9 protein-coding genes and 2 rRNA genes are annotated in these 19,292 nt (G+C 59.1%); 10 read left to right on the top strand and 1 reads right to left on the bottom strand.

What is annotated here, in order from left to right:
* Window positions 1-87: 87 nt before the first annotated feature.
* The 8 genes from BLU75_RS19395 (at window position 88) to BLU75_RS19360 (ending at window position 15,133) form a co-directional block, all read left to right on the top strand.
* A 23S ribosomal RNA gene (locus BLU75_RS19395) occupies window positions 88-2,981 on the top strand.
* Between the two features lie 161 nt (window positions 2,982-3,142).
* Window positions 3,143-3,258, top strand: a 5S ribosomal RNA gene (rrf, locus tag BLU75_RS19390).
* A gap of 216 nt (window positions 3,259-3,474) precedes the next feature.
* The gene (recC, locus tag BLU75_RS19385; protein WP_084378996.1) at window positions 3,475-6,924 is read left to right on the top strand and encodes an exodeoxyribonuclease V subunit gamma; all 3,450 of its coding nucleotides are present in this window, start codon (window positions 3,475-3,477) and stop codon (window positions 6,922-6,924) included.
* Window positions 6,921-10,601, top strand: coding sequence for an exodeoxyribonuclease V subunit beta (gene recB, locus BLU75_RS19380; protein ID WP_090221535.1), 3,681 nt, complete (start codon window positions 6,921-6,923; stop codon window positions 10,599-10,601). The genes recC and recB overlap by 4 nt, the downstream gene beginning before the upstream one ends.
* Window positions 10,598-12,652 (top strand): exodeoxyribonuclease V subunit alpha, encoded by a 2,055-nt coding sequence (recD, locus tag BLU75_RS19375; protein WP_084378998.1) that lies wholly within the window; start codon window positions 10,598-10,600, stop codon window positions 12,650-12,652. The genes recB and recD overlap by 4 nt, the downstream gene beginning before the upstream one ends.
* 144 nt (window positions 12,653-12,796) lie before the next feature.
* A complete protein-coding gene (locus tag BLU75_RS19370; RefSeq protein WP_084378999.1) occupies window positions 12,797-13,369 on the top strand; it encodes a regulatory sequestration protein YfiR in 573 nt (190 codons plus the stop codon).
* Window positions 13,366-14,637 carry a diguanylate cyclase DgcN/YfiN gene (locus tag BLU75_RS19365; protein WP_084379000.1) on the top strand — a complete coding sequence of 424 codons (1,272 nt, stop codon included), beginning with the start codon at window positions 13,366-13,368 and terminating at the stop codon, window positions 14,635-14,637. The genes BLU75_RS19370 and BLU75_RS19365 overlap by 4 nt, the downstream gene beginning before the upstream one ends.
* Before the next feature lie 4 nt (window positions 14,638-14,641).
* Window positions 14,642-15,133 carry an outer membrane lipoprotein YfiB gene (locus tag BLU75_RS19360; RefSeq protein WP_084379001.1) on the top strand — a complete coding sequence of 164 codons (492 nt, stop codon included), beginning with the start codon at window positions 14,642-14,644 and terminating at the stop codon, window positions 15,131-15,133.
* A 21-nt stretch (window positions 15,134-15,154) separates the two neighbouring features.
* On the opposite strand, the gene BLU75_RS19355 is transcribed toward BLU75_RS19360, so the two are convergent.
* Complete coding sequence (locus tag BLU75_RS19355; RefSeq protein ID WP_084379115.1) at window positions 15,155-16,102, bottom strand: LysR family transcriptional regulator; 948 nt, start codon at window positions 16,100-16,102, stop codon at window positions 15,155-15,157.
* A gap of 305 nt (window positions 16,103-16,407) precedes the next feature.
* Here BLU75_RS19355 and BLU75_RS19350 point away from each other — a divergent pair, with 305 nt between their 5' ends.
* Both BLU75_RS19350 and mmsB read left to right on the top strand, forming a co-directional pair.
* A complete protein-coding gene (locus BLU75_RS19350) occupies window positions 16,408-17,934 on the top strand; it encodes a CoA-acylating methylmalonate-semialdehyde dehydrogenase (protein ID WP_084379002.1) in 1,527 nt (508 codons plus the stop codon).
* 14 nt (window positions 17,935-17,948) lie between these two features.
* On the top strand, window positions 17,949-18,836 hold the full coding sequence (mmsB, locus tag BLU75_RS19345) for a 3-hydroxyisobutyrate dehydrogenase (protein WP_084379003.1): 888 nt from the start codon (window positions 17,949-17,951) through the stop codon (window positions 18,834-18,836).
* The last annotated feature ends 456 nt before the right edge of the window (window positions 18,837-19,292 follow it).

Here is a 19,292-nt window from a genome sequence, read left to right as displayed (position 1 = left end):
GATCAGGCTAAGGTAAAATTTGTGAGTGATTGCGAATTTTCGGCGAATGTTGTCTTCACAGTATAACCAGATTGCTTGGGGTTATATGGTCAAGTGAAGAAGCGCATACGGTGGATGCCTTGGCAGTCAGAGGCGATGAAAGACGTGGTAGCCTGCGAAAAGCTTCGGGGAGTCGGCAAACAGACTTTGATCCGGAGATGTCTGAATGGGGGAACCCAGCCATCATAAGATGGTTATCTTGTACTGAATACATAGGTGCAAGAGGCGAACCAGGGGAACTGAAACATCTAAGTACCCTGAGGAAAAGAAATCAACCGAGATTCCCTTAGTAGTGGCGAGCGAACGGGGACTAGCCCTTAAGTGGCTTTGAGATTAGCGGAACGCTCTGGAAAGTGCGGCCATAGTGGGTGATAGCCCTGTACGCGAAAATCTCTTAGTCATGAAATCGAGTAGGACGGAGCACGAGAAACTTTGTCTGAATATGGGGGGACCATCCTCCAAGGCTAAATACTACTGACTGACCGATAGTGAACTAGTACCGTGAGGGAAAGGCGAAAAGAACCCCGGAGAGGGGAGTGAAATAGATCCTGAAACCGTATGCGTACAAGCAGTGGGAGCCCACTTTGTTGGGTGACTGCGTACCTTTTGTATAATGGGTCAGCGACTTATTTTCAGTGGCGAGCTTAACCGAATAGGGGAGGCGTAGCGAAAGCGAGTCTTAATAGGGCGTCTAGTCGCTGGGAATAGACCCGAAACCGGGCGATCTATCCATGGGCAGGTTGAAGGTTGGGTAACACTAACTGGAGGACCGAACCGACTACCGTTGAAAAGTTAGCGGATGACCTGTGGATCGGAGTGAAAGGCTAATCAAGCTCGGAGATAGCTGGTTCTCCTCGAAAGCTATTTAGGTAGCGCCTCATGTATCACTGTAGGGGGTAGAGCACTGTTTCGGCTAGGGGGTCATCCCGACTTACCAAACCGATGCAAACTCCGAATACCTACAAGTGCCGAGCATGGGAGACACACGGCGGGTGCTAACGTCCGTCGTGAAAAGGGAAACAACCCAGACCGTCAGCTAAGGTCCCAAAGTTATGGTTAAGTGGGAAACGATGTGGGAAGGCTTAGACAGCTAGGAGGTTGGCTTAGAAGCAGCCACCCTTTAAAGAAAGCGTAATAGCTCACTAGTCGAGTCGGCCTGCGCGGAAGATGTAACGGGGCTCAAACCATACACCGAAGCTACGGGTATCATCTTCGGATGATGCGGTAGAGGAGCGTTCTGTAAGCCTGTGAAGGTGAGTTGAGAAGCTTGCTGGAGGTATCAGAAGTGCGAATGCTGACATGAGTAACGACAATGGGTGTGAAAAACACCCACGCCGAAAGACCAAGGTTTCCTGCGCAACGTTAATCGACGCAGGGTTAGTCGGTCCCTAAGGCGAGGCTGAAAAGCGTAGTCGATGGAAAACAGGTTAATATTCCTGTACTTCTGGTTATTGCGATGGAGGGACGGAGAAGGCTAGGCCAGCTTGGCGTTGGTTGTCCAAGTTTAAGGTGGTAGGCTGGAATCTTAGGTAAATCCGGGATTCTAAGGCCGAGAGCTGATGACGAGTTACCCTTTGGGTGACGAAGTGGTTGATGCCATGCTTCCAAGAAAAGCTTCTAAGCTTCAGGTAACCAGGAACCGTACCCCAAACCGACACAGGTGGTTGGGTAGAGAATACCAAGGCGCTTGAGAGAACTCGGGTGAAGGAACTAGGCAAAATGGCACCGTAACTTCGGGAGAAGGTGCGCCGGTGAGGGTGAAGGACTTGCTCCGTAAGCTCATGCCGGTCGAAGATACCAGGCCGCTGCGACTGTTTATTAAAAACACAGCACTCTGCAAACACGAAAGTGGACGTATAGGGTGTGACGCCTGCCCGGTGCCGGAAGGTTAATTGATGGGGTTAGCTAACGCGAAGCTCTTGATCGAAGCCCCGGTAAACGGCGGCCGTAACTATAACGGTCCTAAGGTAGCGAAATTCCTTGTCGGGTAAGTTCCGACCTGCACGAATGGCGTAACGATGGCGGCGCTGTCTCCACCCGAGACTCAGTGAAATTGAAATCGCTGTGAAGATGCAGTGTATCCGCGGCTAGACGGAAAGACCCCGTGAACCTTTACTATAGCTTTGCACTGGACTTTGAATTTGCTTGTGTAGGATAGGTGGGAGGCTTTGAAGCGTGGACGCCAGTCTGCGTGGAGCCAACCTTGAAATACCACCCTGGCAACTTTGAGGTTCTAACTCAGGTCCGTTATCCGGATCGAGGACAGTGTATGGTGGGTAGTTTGACTGGGGCGGTCTCCTCCTAAAGAGTAACGGAGGAGTACGAAGGTGCGCTCAGACCGGTCGGAAATCGGTCGTAGAGTATAAAGGCAAAAGCGCGCTTGACTGCGAGACAGACACGTCGAGCAGGTACGAAAGTAGGTCTTAGTGATCCGGTGGTTCTGTATGGAAGGGCCATCGCTCAACGGATAAAAGGTACTCCGGGGATAACAGGCTGATACCGCCCAAGAGTTCATATCGACGGCGGTGTTTGGCACCTCGATGTCGGCTCATCACATCCTGGGGCTGAAGCCGGTCCCAAGGGTATGGCTGTTCGCCATTTAAAGTGGTACGCGAGCTGGGTTTAGAACGTCGTGAGACAGTTCGGTCCCTATCTGCCGTGGACGTTTGAGATTTGAGAGGGGCTGCTCCTAGTACGAGAGGACCGGAGTGGACGAACCTCTGGTGTTCCGGTTGTCACGCCAGTGGCATTGCCGGGTAGCTATGTTCGGAATAGATAACCGCTGAAAGCATCTAAGCGGGAAACTAGCCTCAAGATGAGATCTCACTGGAACCTTGAGTTCCCTGAAGGGCCGTCGAAGACTACGACGTTGATAGGTTGGGTGTGTAAGCGCTGTGAGGCGTTGAGCTAACCAATACTAATTGCCCGTGAGGCTTGACCATATAACACCCAAGCAATTTGCGTCGGCTCTCTAATCCAGAGCAACCAGATTGCGGTGTGTGAAGACGATACAAACCGAAAGTTTGCAGCACACACAAATCTATTACATACCCATTCGCTGGAACGTGATCTCGTTAGAGAAAACGCGCCGGCTACCGAATTTCTTGACGACCATAGAGCATTGGAACCACCTGATCCCATCCCGAACTCAGTAGTGAAACGATGCATCGCCGATGGTAGTGTGGGGTTTCCCCATGTGAGAGTAGGTCATCGTCAAGATTAAATTCCAGAACCCCTGTCTGCTCACGCAGACAGGGGTTTTGTTTTTGGGCGATCTGTAGGAGCGAGGGAGCGCCAGGCCCTTGCTGGCGAAGAGCGTCAACGATAACGCTTTCCACCAGATACCCCCCGCTCCACACCCTGTGCGCTCCCCCCGCCACTGGCCTTCAATGCTAAAGTCCATCCCTCGATTTTGCTTTTCCCAAGGAAGCCGTTATGCCGGATGCGACGTCCCTCAGCGCTGGATTCATGGTAGTTCACGGCAATCGCCTGGATGAGCTGCGCAGCTTGGTCGTCAGTTGGATGCGTCGTTATCCGCTGGCTCCTCTGGAAAACGAAATTGCCCTGGTACAAAGCAACGGTATCGCTCAATGGCTCAAGCTGGCCCTCGCTGAAGACCCTGAAGATGACGACATGGGCGGCTGCGGCATTGCCGCGGCTATCGATGTCCAGCTCCCCGGCAGCTTCATGTGGCAGCTCTATCGAATGGTCTTGGGACAGGATGAAATTCCGCCCAAATCTCTGCTGGATAAAGCCCCGCTGACTTGGCGTCTCATGCGCCTGTTACCTGAGCTTATTCACCAGCCGCATTTCGAGCCGCTGCAACGCTTTCTTACGCACGATTCGGATATGCGTAAACGCTACCAACTGGCAGAGCGCCTGGCTGACCTGTTCGACCAGTATCAAGTGTATCGCGCGGATTGGCTGGAGGATTGGGCCGCGGGGCGTCACCAACTGCGCAGTGTCCGAGGCGACTCCCGGCCGTTGAGTCCGGCCAACTGCTGGCAAGCTGAGTTATGGCGAGCCCTGCTGCTGGATGTCGGTGAAGAAGGGATGGCGCAAAGCCGTGCCGGCGTTCACCAGCGTTTTATCGAACGTATCAACCACCTGGATACAGCGCCTGCTGGCCTGCCTTCCCGAGTCATCGTCTTTGGCATTTCTTCGTTGCCTGCCCAAGCCCTTGAGGCACTGGCCGGCCTGGCCCGTTTCAGCCAGGTATTACTGTGCGTACACAACCCTTGTCGTCATCATTGGTCAGACATCGTGGCCGATAAAGACTTACTGAGAAACGAGTACAAACGCCAGGCCCGCAAGGCCGGAATGCCCGCCGCCATCGATCCGCAAACCCTGCATCAACATGCCCATCCGCTGCTCGCCGCATGGGGCAAGCAGGGCCGCGACTACATCAATTTGCTGGACAGCTACGACGATCCGAACAGTTACCGCGCAGCTTTCCGCGACGGTCGAATCGACCTGTTCAGCGACAATGCACCCACCACGCTACTCAACCAACTGCAGGACGATATCCTCGAACTGCGCCCGCTCAATGAAACACGTGAGCGCTGGCCGGCCGTCGACCTGGAGCAGGACACCTCGATCCGTTTCCATATCGCCCACAGCGCGCAGCGGGAGGTAGAAGTTCTGCATGACCAACTGCTCCAGCGCTTCAGCGAGAACCCCGCGCTGCGACCACGGGATGTCATTGTGATGGTCCCGGACATCGACAGTTATGCGCCCCATATCCGCGCGGTGTTCGGGCAATTGGACAGAAAAGACCCACGCTTCATCCCTTTCACTCTGACAGACCAGGGCCAACGAGGCCGTGATCCGCTGCTTATCGCGGTAGAGCATTTATTGAAGCTCCCGGATAGCCGCTTTCCAGTCAGCGAGATCCTTGATCTGCTGGATGTTCCCGCCCTGCGCGAACGTTTCGCGATCAAGGAGCGCGATCTGCCAACCCTGCATCGCTGGATAGAAGGCGCGGGCATCCGCTGGGGACTCAACGCCGAACAGCGGGCCGGCTTGGGGTTGCCGAATGAGCTGGAGCAAAACAGTTGGCGATTTGGACTGCGCCGTATGTTGCTGGGCTACGCCGTGGGCAGCGGCCCTGCCTGCGCAGGCATTGAGCCGTATGACGAAATTGGCGGGCTGGACGCAGCATTGATCGGCCCACTGGTTGCGTTGCTTGATGCACTGCACGACGCCCACCAGATACTCTTGGAACCTGCCACGCCACAGGCCTGGGGCGGGCGGCTGCAAGGCTTGATGCAGACGTTTTTTCTTCCCGCCAACGAACACGACGACTATCTGCTCGGTCAGCTAGAGCAATTGAGAGAAACCTGGCTGGAGACCTGCGACTCCGTTGGTCTGTACGACGAGTTACCGCTGACTGTCGTTCGTGAGGCCTGGTTGGCCGGCCTGGATGAAGGGCGCCTGTCCCAGCGCTTTCTCGCCGGAGCCGTCAATTTTTGCACCCTGATGCCGATGCGCGCCATTCCCTTCACGTTGGTCTGTCTGTTGGGCATGAACGATGGCGATTACCCCCGCGCCCAACCGCCGCTGGATTTCGACCTGATGGGCAGTGATTACCGTCCCGGCGACCGCTCTCGTCGTGAAGACGATCGTTACTTGCTGCTTGAAGCCCTGCTCTCGGCCCGTGACCAGCTCTATATCAGTTGGATCGGTCGGAGCATCCGCGATAATAGCGACCGTCCAGCGTCGGTGTTGATCGGCCAGTTGCGCGATCATCTTGCCAGCGGCTGGCAGCATGCCAAAGACCGGCCGCTACTGGAGGCAATGACCCAGGAACATCCGCTGCAGCCCTTCAGCGCCCGCTACTTTCACGCAGGCGACCCGCTGTTCAGCTATGCCCATGAATGGCGCTTGTTGCATGAAGCACAAGCGCAGTTCCCCGAGGTCAGCACGCTGCAGCCCTACATCCAGGAAGAGCCCCTGAGCCTTGCTCAGTTGCAAGACTTCCTGCGCAATCCCGTCAGACATTTTTTCAGTCAGCGGCTCAAAGTGTTTTTCGAGGCCGCCGAAGTGCCCATGGCCGATGAAGAACCCTTCGTCCTCGACGCGCTGCAACGCTACACATTGAGTGACAGCCTGCTGGCCGCGGCGCTGACCGAGCCGGATAACCCGGAACATGCCCTTAATGCCCAGGCCCGACGCTTGCAGGGCAGCGGATTGCTGCCCATGGTCGGTTTCGGCGAGTGCCTGCGCAACGAATTGATCGAGCCCTTGCCCGATTTGCTGCAACGCTATCAGCAACTCCTGGCACTCTGGCCGAGCCCACACAACAGCGCCGAGCCGGTCAGCTTCGAACATCAGGGTATTCAACTCGACGGTTGGATCAGCGGTTTGCATCGACGCGGTGACGGCGCTTTTCTCAGCGTCACCGCCATCCCCAACAGTATCGGCTCGATCAAGACCCGCAAGTGGCACCGCCTGATTCGCCCCTGGGTCAATCATCTGGTGGCGTGTGCCTGCGGCCTGCCGTTGAGCACCGGTCTGGTAGCCAGCGACGACACCCTGCTACTGGCGCCGCTGGAACAAAACATCGCCCAAGATGTACTGGGTCATCTGCTGCTGGCCTGGAAGGCCGGTATGAACGAACCGCTGCCGGTGGCCGTCAAGACCGCGTTCGCCTGGCTCGGCCAAACCGACCCAGAGAAAGCCCGGGCCGCGGCCCGCAAAGCTTATGAGGGCGACGGTTTGACCAGCGACGGTGAGCGCCGGGAAAGCCCGGCGCTCACGCGACAATTTCCTGATTACGCCGCGCTGATTGCCAGTGAGGACTTCGAAGGCTGGTGCGAGACCTTGTATCGCCCCCTGATAACCGCCCCATGGCGATCTCTGGCCAGCGAGGACGACCGTTCATGAGCGCCACCAAACCCTTGGCCCTGGCCTTTCCACTGCGCGGCAGCCAACTGATCGAAGCCAGTGCGGGTACCGGCAAGACCTTCACTATTTCTGCGTTGTACCTGCGTCTGGTGCTGGGCCATGGCGGCGATGAGTCGGGTTTTGGGCGTGAACTGTTGCCGCCGCAAATTTTGGTCGTAACCTTTACCGACGCCGCGACCAAAGAACTGCGCGAGCGAATCCGCACCCGCCTGGCGGAAGCGGCGCGCTTCTTTCGTGAGGAGATCGAACAGCCAGACGACTTGATCGCCGAGCTGCGCGATCAGTACCCGCCCGAGCAATGGCCAGCTTGCGCCAATCGACTCGACATTGCTGCCCAATGGATGGACGAGGCTGCCGTTTCGACTATCCACAGTTGGTGTCAGCGCATGCTGCGCGAACATGCCTTCGATAGCGGGAGCCTGTTTACTCAGACCCTGGAAACCGATCACAGCGATTTGTTGGGCGAAGTGTTGCGCGATTACTGGCGGCTGTTCTGCTACCCGATGCAGGACGATGCATTGAACTGGGTACGTAGCCATTGGGGAGGTCCGGCCGCCCTGCTACCCAAAGTGCGCGCCTTGTTCGGCAGCGAACGGTCCGGCGATGAACAACGCGAGCCGGCGGAATTGATCAATGCCTGCTTGCAGGAGCGCCGCGAAGCGCTGGTCGCCCTCAAGGCACCTTGGCGGCAGTGGGCGACCGAGTTGCGGGACATCTGCTTGCAGGCCGTTGCTGCCAAGGCGGTGGACGGCCGCAAGATGCAGGCGCGGTACTTCGAGCCCTGGTTTGAAAAGCTCAATGCCTGGGCCATTGATGAAACGCTGGAGCAACTGGACATTGGTACCGGCTTTGCGCGCCTGACGCCTGACGGAATGGCCGAAGCCTGGAAGGGCGAGCCGCCGCATCACCCTGGCCTGGAGGCGATGGCAGGTCTTAAAGCCAGTCTCGACGCTCTGCCTACGCCCGACGCCGCCGTGTTGCAACACGCGGCCGCCTGGGTCGGCAAACGCTTTGAAGAAGAAAAGCGTCGGCGCGCCGAGATGGGCTTTGACGACATGCTGATCCGCCTCGACGCAGCCTTGCAGGCAGACGGCGGAGAGCGTCTGGCCTGCGTGATTCGTGAACAGTTTCCGGTGGCCCTGATTGACGAGTTCCAGGACACCGATCCGATTCAGTACCGCATCTTTGAACGTATCTACCGCATCGAAGAAAACCACCCTGAAAGTGGTCTGTTCCTGATCGGCGATCCCAAACAGGCGATCTACGCCTTTCGCGGTGCCGATATTTATACCTACCTGCGCGCGCGGCAGGCCAGCGCCGGACGCTTGCACACCTTGGGCACCAACTTTCGCTCCAGCCATGCCATGGTGGAGGCGGTCAACCATGTGTTCGAGCGTGCGGAAACAGGGCGCGGTGCGTTTCTGTTTCGCGAGGCCGAAGGTGAAAACCCGGTACCTTTTCAGCGGGTCTCATCTCAAGGCCGCAAAGAACAGCTGCAGGTCGACGGGCAAACACTGCCGGCCCTAAATATCTGGCATCTGCCCACCGACCAGCCGATCTCCACTGTGCTCTACCGCCAACAATTGGCCGCAGCGTGTGCCAGCCAGATCGTTGCGTTGCTCAATGGCGGGCAACAGGGCAGTGCGGGGTTCATCAAGGGCGATACCTTCAAACCCGTGCTGCCATCGGACATCGCCATTCTCGTGCGTGACGGCAAAGAGGCCCAGGCCGTGCGCACCGAACTGGCCGCGCGTGGCGTGCGCAGTGTCTACCTGTCGGATAAGGATTCGGTGTTCGCCGCTCAAGAGGCACACGACCTGCTGGCCTGGCTCAAAGCCTGCGCCGAACCGGACGTCGAGCGTCCTCTGCGCGCCGCATTGGCTTGCGTCACCCTCAACCTGTCGTTGCTGGAACTTGAACAACTGAACCAGGACGAGTTGGCCTGGGAACGCCGTGTCATGCAGTTTCGTGATTACCGCGCAATCTGGCGGACCCAAGGTGTGCTGCCGATGCTGCGGCGTCTGCTCCACGACTTCAAGTTGCCGCAAACCCTGATCGCCCGCGGTGACGGTGAGCGCGTGCTGACCAACCTGTTGCACCTGTCTGAATTGCTGCAACAAGCTGCGGCTGAACTGGATGGCGAGCAAGCCCTGATCCGGCATCTGGCTGAACACCTGGCGCTCTCGGGCCAGGCGGGTGAAGAGCAGATTCTGCGCCTGGAAAGTGACGAACAACTGGTCAAGGTCGTGACCATCCACAAGTCCAAGGGGCTGGAGTACGACCTGGTATTCCTGCCGTTCATCTGCTCGGCAAAACCCGTGGACGGCAGTCGTCTGCCGCTGCACTACCACGATGAGAACGGCAAATCTCACGTGAGCCTCAGACCTACCGCCGAGTTGATTGCCCAAGCCGACGACGAGCGTCTGGCCGAAGATCTGCGCTTGCTTTACGTTGCGCTCACGCGTGCCAGGCACGCCTGCTGGCTGGGTGTGGCAGATCTTAAGCGCGGCAATAACCACAGTTCGGTGCTGCACCTGTCGGCACTCGGTTATTTGCTCGGCGGCGGTGCTGCATTGGCTGAGTCGGCCGGCCTGGCGCGCTGGCTTCTCGATCTGGCGCACGGCTGCCCGGCCATTCACTACCGGCAAATGCCCGAAGCCGAGGCGATGACGTACCTCCCGCCACGCAACGAGGCCATGCTGTTGGCGCCGTTGTTGCCCAAGCGCAAGGCCGCGGAAAACTGGTGGATTGCCTCATACAGTGCACTACGGATCGGTGAAAGCATGAGCGCCGCCAGCCTCGAGGCACCGGAAAGCCCACAGGCACAGAAACTCTTCGACGACGAACGCCTGGACCCGGACGCGCCTCGGGAGGTGCCCGCCACGGGGGGGGACATACACCGTTTCCCCCGTGGCCCTAACCCCGGGACGTTTCTTCACGGCCTGCTGGAGTGGGCCGGCAACGAGGGCTTCAACGTCACGCCTGCCGCCATCGAGGACGCTGTGGCGCGGCGGTGTAATCGACGCGGCTGGGAAGGTTGGATCGGTACCCTTGGAGGCTGGCTGGAGCATCTGTTGCAAGCGCCGCTGAGTCTCGGCAATGCGCAAGCGCCGGTCGTCCTGAGCGGCCTGCAGCACTACCAGATTGAAATGGAGTTCTGGTTCGCCAGCCATAAGGTCGATGTCCTCAGCCTCGACCAACTGGTATGCCAATACACCCACGAAGGGGTTTCCCGAGTGGCCGCCGAACCGGTGCTGCTTAACGGCATGTTCAAGGGTTTTATCGACTTGACGTTTGAACATGAGGGCCGCTACTACGTGGCTGACTATAAGTCCAACTGGCTGGGCGTCGACGATCAGGCCTATACCTGGCAGGCCATGGAACTGTCGATTCTCGAGCATCGTTATGATCTGCAATACGTCCTATACCTGCTGGCCCTGCATCGCCAACTCAAGGCGCGTTTGCCCGACTATGATTACGACCGCCATATCGGCGGGGCGCTGTACGTGTTCCTGCGCGGTACTCGGTCCGCGAGCCGGGGAGCGTATTTCACCCGGCCGCCACGGGCGCTGATCGAGCGCCTGGATTTACTGTTTCAAGGCAAACCGCAACCGCCCAAGGTCGAGCCCGCTTGGGAACAAGGAGTCTTGCTATGAGCCTCGAAACCCCGTTGGCGCCCCTCAACCATGCCGCTGATCTGCTTGAACTGCTTGAGCGCTGGGTAGACCGCGGCTGGCTGCGCGCGCTGGACAAGGCCTTTGTCGGGTTTCTGCATGAGCTGGACTTGCAGGCCGACCCCTTGGTGTTGCTGGCGGCGGCCCTTACCAGCCACCAGCTGGGCCACGGCCATGTTTGTCTCGACCTGTTCGAAACCCTGAAAGCCCCGGATTTCGCCTTGTCCTTGCCGCCCGAGGGGGATATGCAGACCGTCGCCATGTTGCTGCCCTCGCAATTGCTCAGTGGTCTGGACGGCGCCCATTGGTGTCACGCCCTGGCCGCCAGTCCTCTGGTCGCGCTGGCTGTCGACGGCAGCGCGCAGGCGCAAAGTCGGCCCTTGGTCTTGTCGGGCAAGCGCTTGTATCTGCGCCGTTACTGGACGTATGAGCGACGGATCGACAATGCCCTGCGTCAGCGGCTTGCCACCCAGGAAGCGGTCGCGGCGGATCTGCCCCAGCGCCTGAATGGCCTGTTCGACCAGGCCCCGCCGGAGGGCGTGATCGACTGGCAAAAACTTGCGTGTGCCTTGGCGACTCGCGGAGCCTTCAGCATCGTCACGGGCGGTCCTGGCACCGGCAAGACCACGACCGTGGTGCGACTGCTGGCTTTGTTGCAGGCGCCTGCCGTGGAAAAGGGTACGACCTTGCGCATTCGTCTGGCAGCGCCCACCGGCAAAGCCGCGGCACGCTTGACCGAATCCATCAGCCAGCAAGTGCGATCGCTGAAGGTGTCTGATGTGGTGAGAGGAAAAATCCCCACTGAAGTCACCACCGTCCACCGTCTGCTGGGCAGCCGCCCCGGCACCCGACATTTTCGTCATCATGCTGGCAACCTATTGCCGCTGGATGTGTTGGTGGTCGACGAAGCGTCGATGATCGACCTGGAAATGATGGCCAACCTGTTGGACGCCTTGCCCTCGCATGCGCGCTTGGTTCTGCTGGGCGACAAGGATCAATTGGCTTCCGTGGAAGCCGGTGCGGTGCTCGGCGATCTGTGTCGCGATGCCGAGGCCGGTTGGTACAGCCCGCACACCCGTGAATGGCTGGAAAGTGTCAGCGGTGAGTCGTTGGCCGCCAGTGGTTTGCAGGAAGACCTCGACGCCAGCCACCCGCTGGCACAGCAGGTGGTGATGCTGCGGTATTCGCGCCGTTTTGGCGAAGGCAGTGGCATCGGCCAACTGGCGCGCTGGGTCAACCAGCAGGACCCTGAACACGCCCGCCAGTTACTGGCCGCTCGCACACATGACGACCTGTTCTGCCTCCGCCTCAAGGGCGAGCACGATCGGGCGCTGGAGCGCCTGGTGCTGGAGGGACAGGGCGAGGGTGCCCATGGCTATCGCTACTACCTGAATCTGCTGCGTGCTTCGCGTCCGCCTGTCGATACGCCACGAGAGGATCCGCGCTGGACCGGCTGGGCCCGTCAACTCTTGCAGGCGTTCGATGCCTTTCAGTTGCTGTGTGCTGTACGCAAGGGGCCTTGGGGTGTCGAAGGCCTGAATCAGCGGATCACCGCCGCGCTGCTGAAGGCCCGGCTGATTGACAGCGATCAGCAATGGTACGAGGGGCGGCCGGTGTTGATGACCCGCAATGACTACGGTCTGGGACTGATGAATGGTGATATCGGCATCGCCTTGAAGCTCCCGGAAAGCGATGGCGGGCCGCAGGTATTGCGCGTGGCTTTCCCGCGCAATGATGGCCAGGGCGGCGTACGGTTCGTCCTGCCCAGCCGACTCAATGATGTGGAAACGGTCTACGCCATGACCGTGCATAAATCCCAGGGTTCTGAATTCACCCACACTGCGCTGATCCTGCCGGACGCCTTGAACCCGGTGCTGACCAAGGAGCTGATCTACACCGGCATCACACGCGCCAGGGAGCGGTTCAGCCTGATCGAATCGCGTAGCGGGGTGTTCGAGGAGGCCGTGCGACGCAAAGTGAAGCGCTTGAGCGGATTGATGCTGGAATTGGGTACTCCTGACTTAAATACCTGATGAAAGGTAGTCGTCTGATTCCGATCTATGCGTCTGAATTTTCAGCGAAGCTGGTAGGGATCGAAGGGGTGGCGCCTCGCTGGTCTTTCTGCCGATATGCTATCTTTGCGGCATCATCTCCGGAAGATCAAAGAGAGTCGCTGCATGAACGTGGCTGTCTCGGCTGTAGGACGTAGTGGGAGCTGGAGCCGAATGCTGCTGTTGGCCGTTCTCGGCCTTGTCACGCCTGTGGTTTTTGCCCAGGCGGCCGCCGTCAGCATGGCGGAGCAGCGTGCGAAGGCCGTGACTCAGGTGGTGCTAGGGATTCTCAGTTACGCCCGTTGGCCCCAAGAGCCTGAACAACTGCGCTTATGCATCGTCGGGCCCACTCAATATACCGATGACTTGGTCAAGGGCACGACTCAGGCCACCGGCCGTCCGGTGATGGTACGGCGCCTGTTGCTTGGGAACCCGGACATAGCGGGCGCCTGCGATGCGGTGTATCTCGGCGAGCTGGCCCCGGATGAGCGCAGCCAGCTGTTCACCTCGCTGATCGGCCGTCCTGTCCTGAGCATAAGCGAGGGCGCTGACGAATGTACCGTGGGCAGCCTGTTCTGCCTGCGTGTGGGAGACGAGCAGGTGTCTTTCGAGGTCAACCTCGATTCGGTCGCCCGTAGCGGCGTACGTATTCATCCCAGTGTCTTGCAATTGTCCCGCCGTCGGGCGTCCGGGCAATGAAATCAAGGCGTGTAACAGCTCGTCCCTCGTTGCGTTCGGTCCTCGACCGAGGGCACCTGAGTGTGGCGCTGGTGGCGGTAGCCATGGCCAGTGTGTCGCTGACGCTACTCGGCGTGCTGGCGCTGCGGGTGTATGCCGATCACAACCTGCATCTGATCGCCCGCTCCATCAACTACACCGTGGAAGCGGCGGTAGTGTTTAACGACCGTGCGGCAGCTACTGAAGCCCTGGCTTTGATTGCCTCCACCGAAGAGGTGGCGGAAGCCCGGGTGCTGGACATCGACGGGATGCTCTTGGCCCACTGGATGCGTCCGGATACGGGGATGCTGTCCAGGGTTGAGCTGGGATTGGCGCATACGCTGCTCGAGGAGGCGGTCAGCCAGCCGATCCTGCACCAGGGCCAACAGATCGGCACCATTGAATTGAGTGGTCACGGTGGCAGCCTGCTGCGTTTTCTGCTCAGTGGATTGGCAGGCATCCTGATCTGTACGGCCTTGAGCGGATGGGTCGCAATCTATCTGGTGCGACGCATGTTGCGCGATATCACCGGTCCCTTGCACAGTCTTGCCTCGGTGGCTCACGCGGCCCGTAGCGAGCGGGCCTTCGACCGTCGCGTGCCGCCGGCGCAGATAGCCGAGCTCGACAGCCTGGGCAATGACTTCAATGCCCTGCTTGACGAGTTGGAAGCCTGGCAAACCCATCTGCAAACTGAAAACGAAACCCTCGCGCACCAGGCCTCCCACGACAGCCTGACCGGACTGCCCAACCGGGCCTATTTCGAAGGGCGACTGATTCGCGCGTTGCGCAGCGCGGCCAAACTCAATGAGCGTGTGGCCGTGCTGTTTCTCGACAGCGACCGCTTTAAAGACATTAACGACAGCTTCGGCCATGCTGCCGGCGATGCGGTGTTGGTGGCCGTCGCCTCACGGGTTCGTGCGCAACTACGTGAAAACGACTTGGTCGCACGCTTGGGCGGCGACGAGTTCGCCATCCTGCTCTCTCCATTGCACAGACCTGAAGATGCTCAGCGGATCGCCGGGAAAATAATTGCCAGCATGGACCAGCCAATCCAGTTGCCCGGCAACGCAGAAGTGTTGACCTCACTGAGTATCGGCGTTGCCGTGTACCCCGATCATGGCGCCACTCCCGGCGCCCTGCTCAACGCCGCCGACGCGGCGATGTACCAGGCCAAGCGCCTCTCCCAGGGCGGCGGCCAGCACACGGCGGAGTCGGAGCACTCCGCCGCCAATGTACAACACAGGAGTTGATCCCTTGTTTTCTACTGCACGCATGTTGTTTATCACCTTGTTTGTGGCGCTCCTGGCGCTGAATGGCTGCCAGACCGCGCCACCCAAAGGCCTCACACCGGCACAAGTCGCGGTGCTCAAACAACAGGGATTCGAGCTGACCGAAGAAGGCTGGGCCTTTGGCTTGTCGGGTAAGGTGCTGTTCGGCAGCGACGTCGAGACCCTCAACCAACCCAGCACTGAAATCGTCGAACGTATCGGCAAAGCGTTGTTGGGGGTGGGCATTGAACGTGTCCGCATCGACGGTCATACCGATGCTTCGGGCAAGGAAACCTACAACCTGCAACTGTCCCTGCGCCGGGCCAAAAGCGTGAGTAACGTGCTGACGGGTATTGGTATGAAAGAAGAGAACGTGCAGTTGCGCGGCTTGGGCAGCAGCGAGCCCGTGGCGCCCAACACCACGGCTGCGGGCCGCACCGAGAATCGACGGGTGTCGATTGTGGTGATTGCCGACTGACCCGGCGCCTTCCTGCATCCGCTAGTCGGCAAACACCATGTGACGCGTGCGCCCCATCAGCAACGCCTGATTCTGCTCCGTCACCTCGCGGATGTAATCCCACAACAGGGTAATCCGCTTGAGCTTGCGCAAGTCTTCCCGGCAGTACATCCAGAACTGCCGGGTGATGGTGATTTCCTCGCCCAATATCGGCAGCAACCGTGGATCCTGCGCCGCCAGGAAGCACGGCAGGATCGCCAATGATCGTCCTTGCTGCGCCGCCACGTACTGCGCGATCACGCTGGTACTGCGCAAGCTGGCGCTGGCGCCGGGCACTACATTTGCCAGGTACAGCAGCTCCGAGCTGAACGCCAGGTCGTCCACATAGCTGATAAATGAATGGTCGGCCAAATCTGCCGGGCGCTGGATCGGGGGGTGTTGGTCCAGGTAGTCCTGGGTCGCGTACAACTGCAATGTGTAGTCGCACAGTTTGCAGCACACGTAGGGCCCGTGTTCCGGACGCTCCAGGGCGATGACGATATCGGCTTCGCGCTTGGACAGGCTGATGAAGTGGGGCAGGGGCAGGATGTCGACCGAAATCGCCGGGTAGGTGTCGACAAAGTGACTGAGCTGCGGGGTGACAAAGAAGCTGCCGAAACCTTCGGTACAGCCCATGCGCACATGCCCCGACAGTGCCACGCCGGAGCCGGAAACCTGTTCGCACGCCATGTGCAGGGTGCTTTCGATGGATTCAGCGTAGCCCAGCAAGCGCTGGCCTTCGGGGGTCAGGACGAAACCGCTGGTCCGGGATTTTTCGAACAACAGCGTACCCAGCGATACTTCCAGCGAACTGATGCGCCGCGACACGGTGGTGTAATCCACCGCCAGGCGCTTGGCGGCGATGCTGGCCTTGCGGGTGCGGGCCACTTCGAGGAAAAACTTCAGGTCATCCCAATTCAGCGACCCCAAGGACGTGATGTTTTTTTGCATGTTGGACCGGCTTTTATGTGCGTTCTTATTGGAAGTTTGCACATCTATACTCCAAAAACTGCCCGAACGCCTAATGTCGATCAGTTAAGCGAATGAGGCACCTTGTAGGAACGAGGGGGCGCCGAGCCCTAGCTCGCGAAAAACGTCAATGATAACGCGTGCGTTCTGGATAAACGCGGCGCCTTTGAGTTCTTCGCGAGCAAGCTCGCTCCTACAAAAAGCCTTAACTGATCGGCATTATCCGAACGCCTCTTTTTAAGGCGTTCCACGGCTCTCTGTATAACTACAAGATCTGGAGACCACTAATGAACGCATCGCTTACGTCCGCCGATACCGCCGTACAACAGGCCAAACTGTTGATCGACGGCGAGTGGGTCGAATCCACCACCACCGAATGGCAAGACATCGTCAATCCGGCGACCCAGGAGGTACTGGCCCGGGTGCCGTTTGCCACCGCCGATGAGGTCAACGCCGCCATCGATGCCGCCCAGCGCGCTTTCCAGACCTGGAAGCTGACGCCTATCGGCGCCCGCATGCGCATCATGCTCAAGCTGCAAGCCTTGATCCGCGAACACTCCAAGCGTATCGCCGCGGTCCTCAGCGCCGAGCAGGGCAAAACCATTGCCGACGCCGAAGGCGATATTTTCCGTGGCCTGGAAGTGGTCGAACATGCCTGCTCCATCGGCACTCTGCAAATGGGCGAATTTGCCGAGAACGTTGCCGGTGGTGTCGACACCTACACCCTGCGCCAACCCATTGGCGTATGCGCCGGGATCACGCCGTTCAACTTCCCGGCGATGATTCCGCTGTGGATGTTCCCGATGGCGATCGCCTGCGGTAACACCTTTGTGCTCAAACCTTCGGAGCAGGACCCGCTGTCGACCCTGATGCTGGTAGAGCTGGCGCTCGAAGCCGGCGTGCCGGCGGGTGTGCTGAACGTGGTCCACGGCGGCAAGGAGGTGGTGGACGCGCTCTGTACCCACAAAGATATCAAGGCTGTGTCTTTCGTCGGCTCGACCGCCGTCGGCACCCACGTCTATGACCTGGCCGGCAAACACGGCAAGCGCGTGCAATCGATGATGGGCGCCAAGAACCACGCGGTGGTGCTGCCGGATGCCAATCGCGAGCAAACCCTCAACGCTCTGGTCGGTGCCGGGTTTGGTGCCGCCGGTCAGCGCTGCATGGCCACTTCGGTGGTGGTCTTGGTGGGCGCCTCCAAACACTGGCTGCCGGACCTCAAGGCCCTGGCGCAGAAACTCAAAGTGAATGCTGGCAGCGAAGCCGGCACCGATGTCGGGCCGGTGATTTCCAAGCGCGCGAAGGCACGCATTCTTGATTTGATCGAGAGCGGCGTGAAAGAAGGCGCCAGGCTGGAACTCGATGGCCGCGACATCCAGGTGCCGGGTTTCGAGCAAGGTAACTTCGTCGGTCCAACCCTGTTTTCTGGCGTGACCACTGACATGCAGATCTACACCCAGGAAATCTTCGGCCCGGTGCTGGTGGTGCTGGAAGTCGACACCCTGGATGAGGCTATCGCCCTGGTCAACGCTAATCCGTTCGGCAACGGTACCGGCCTGTTTACTCAAAGCGGTGCGGCGGCGCGCAAGTTCCAAAGCGAAATCGACGTCGGCCAGGTCGGCATCAACATCCCGATCCCGGTGCCGGTCCCGATCTTCAGCTTCACCGGCTCCCGTGGTTCGAAACTCGGCGATCTGGGCCCGTACGGCAAGCAGGTGGTGCAGTTCTACACCCAGACCAAAACTGTCACCAGTCGCTGGTTCGACGATGACAGCGTCAACGATGGCGTCAACACCACCATCAACCTGCGTTGACCGAGGAGACGATCATGAAAATTGCATTTATCGGCTTGGGCAATATGGGCGCGCCGATGGCGCGCAACCTGATCAAAGCCGGCCATGCGCTGAATCTGTTTGACTTGAACCAGACCGTGCTCAATGAGTTGGCGGCGCTGGGCGGCACCGTCAGCGCCTCGCCCCGCGATGCGGCCCAAGGTGCGGAATTGGTGGTCACCATGCTCCCGGCTGCGGCGCATGTGCGTAGCGTTTGGCTAGGTGAAGAGGGTGTCCTCGCCGGCATCGGCAAAGGTGTACCAGCGGTGGACTGCAGCACCATCGACCCGCAAACCGCTCGCGATGTCGCCGCTGCCGCCGCCAAGCACGGCGTGGTCATGGCCGATGCGCCGGTTTCCGGTGGCACCGGCGGTGCCCAGGCCGGGACGCTGACTTTCATGGTCGGTGCCACCCCTGAATTGTTCGCCGTCCTGCAGCCGGTGCTGGCCCAGATGGGCCGCAACATTGTTCACTGCGGTGAAGTCGGCACCGGGCAAATCGCCAAAATCTGCAACAACCTGTTGTTGGGGATCACCATGGTTGGCGTCAGTGAAGCCATGGCGCTGGGAGATGCGCTGGGTATCGACACCCAAGTGCTGGCCGGGATCATCAACAGCTCCACCGGGCGTTGCTGGAGTTCAGACACCTACAATCCATGGCCAGGCGTCATCGACACCGCGCCGGCATCCCGGGGCTACACCGGTGGTTTCGGTGCGGAGCTGATGCTCAAGGACCTGGGCTTGGCCACTGAAGCCGCCCGTCAGGTTCATCAGCCTGTCGTGCTTGGCGCAGTGGCGCAGCAGTTGTATCAGTCGATGAGCCAGCGTGGGGAAGGTGGCAAGGACTTCTCGGCAATCATCAACAGCTATCGCAAACCCCAATAGGGGATTTTTCCGAGAGCCCGCGTCGGGCGGGCTCTCGGGTTTTTGGCGGTCATTCGCGTCTCCCGACATCTGCAGTTCCGTCGTCGTCGTACGATTGGCCTGACCTTCCCGATCACTGCCTCCCTGTGCCTTTTGTGCGCATTGCTTGCGTGTGCCCGGACACCCTGAAGAACTAAAAGAGCCGACGCTTGTCGGTCGCTATTTATATAGTAATAACAGGGATATATAAGGCCAATACGGCTGGCTGATTAGTTGGGCTGGAAGGTTCATGGTCGGGTATTTGATTTGTGAAATAAATTTTTACAAATTGAGAAAGCCAGGCTGATAGTTGTGGTTTTTATAACGATACTTTCATGTAATTCACCTTTAAATCTTATCTGATTATCATGCATTGATCATGCGGGTGTGGAGTGTTTTAAGTTGGTGTGCAGTAGGTTAACAGATTGAGCACTCGGC

The sequence above is a fragment of the Pseudomonas mucidolens genome, assembly GCF_900106045.1.
GTDB classification, from domain to species: Bacteria; Pseudomonadota; Gammaproteobacteria; order Pseudomonadales; family Pseudomonadaceae; genus Aquipseudomonas; species Aquipseudomonas mucidolens.
Note: the sequence above shows the minus strand (reverse complement) of the source record. Positions and strands in the feature narration are given on the sequence as shown.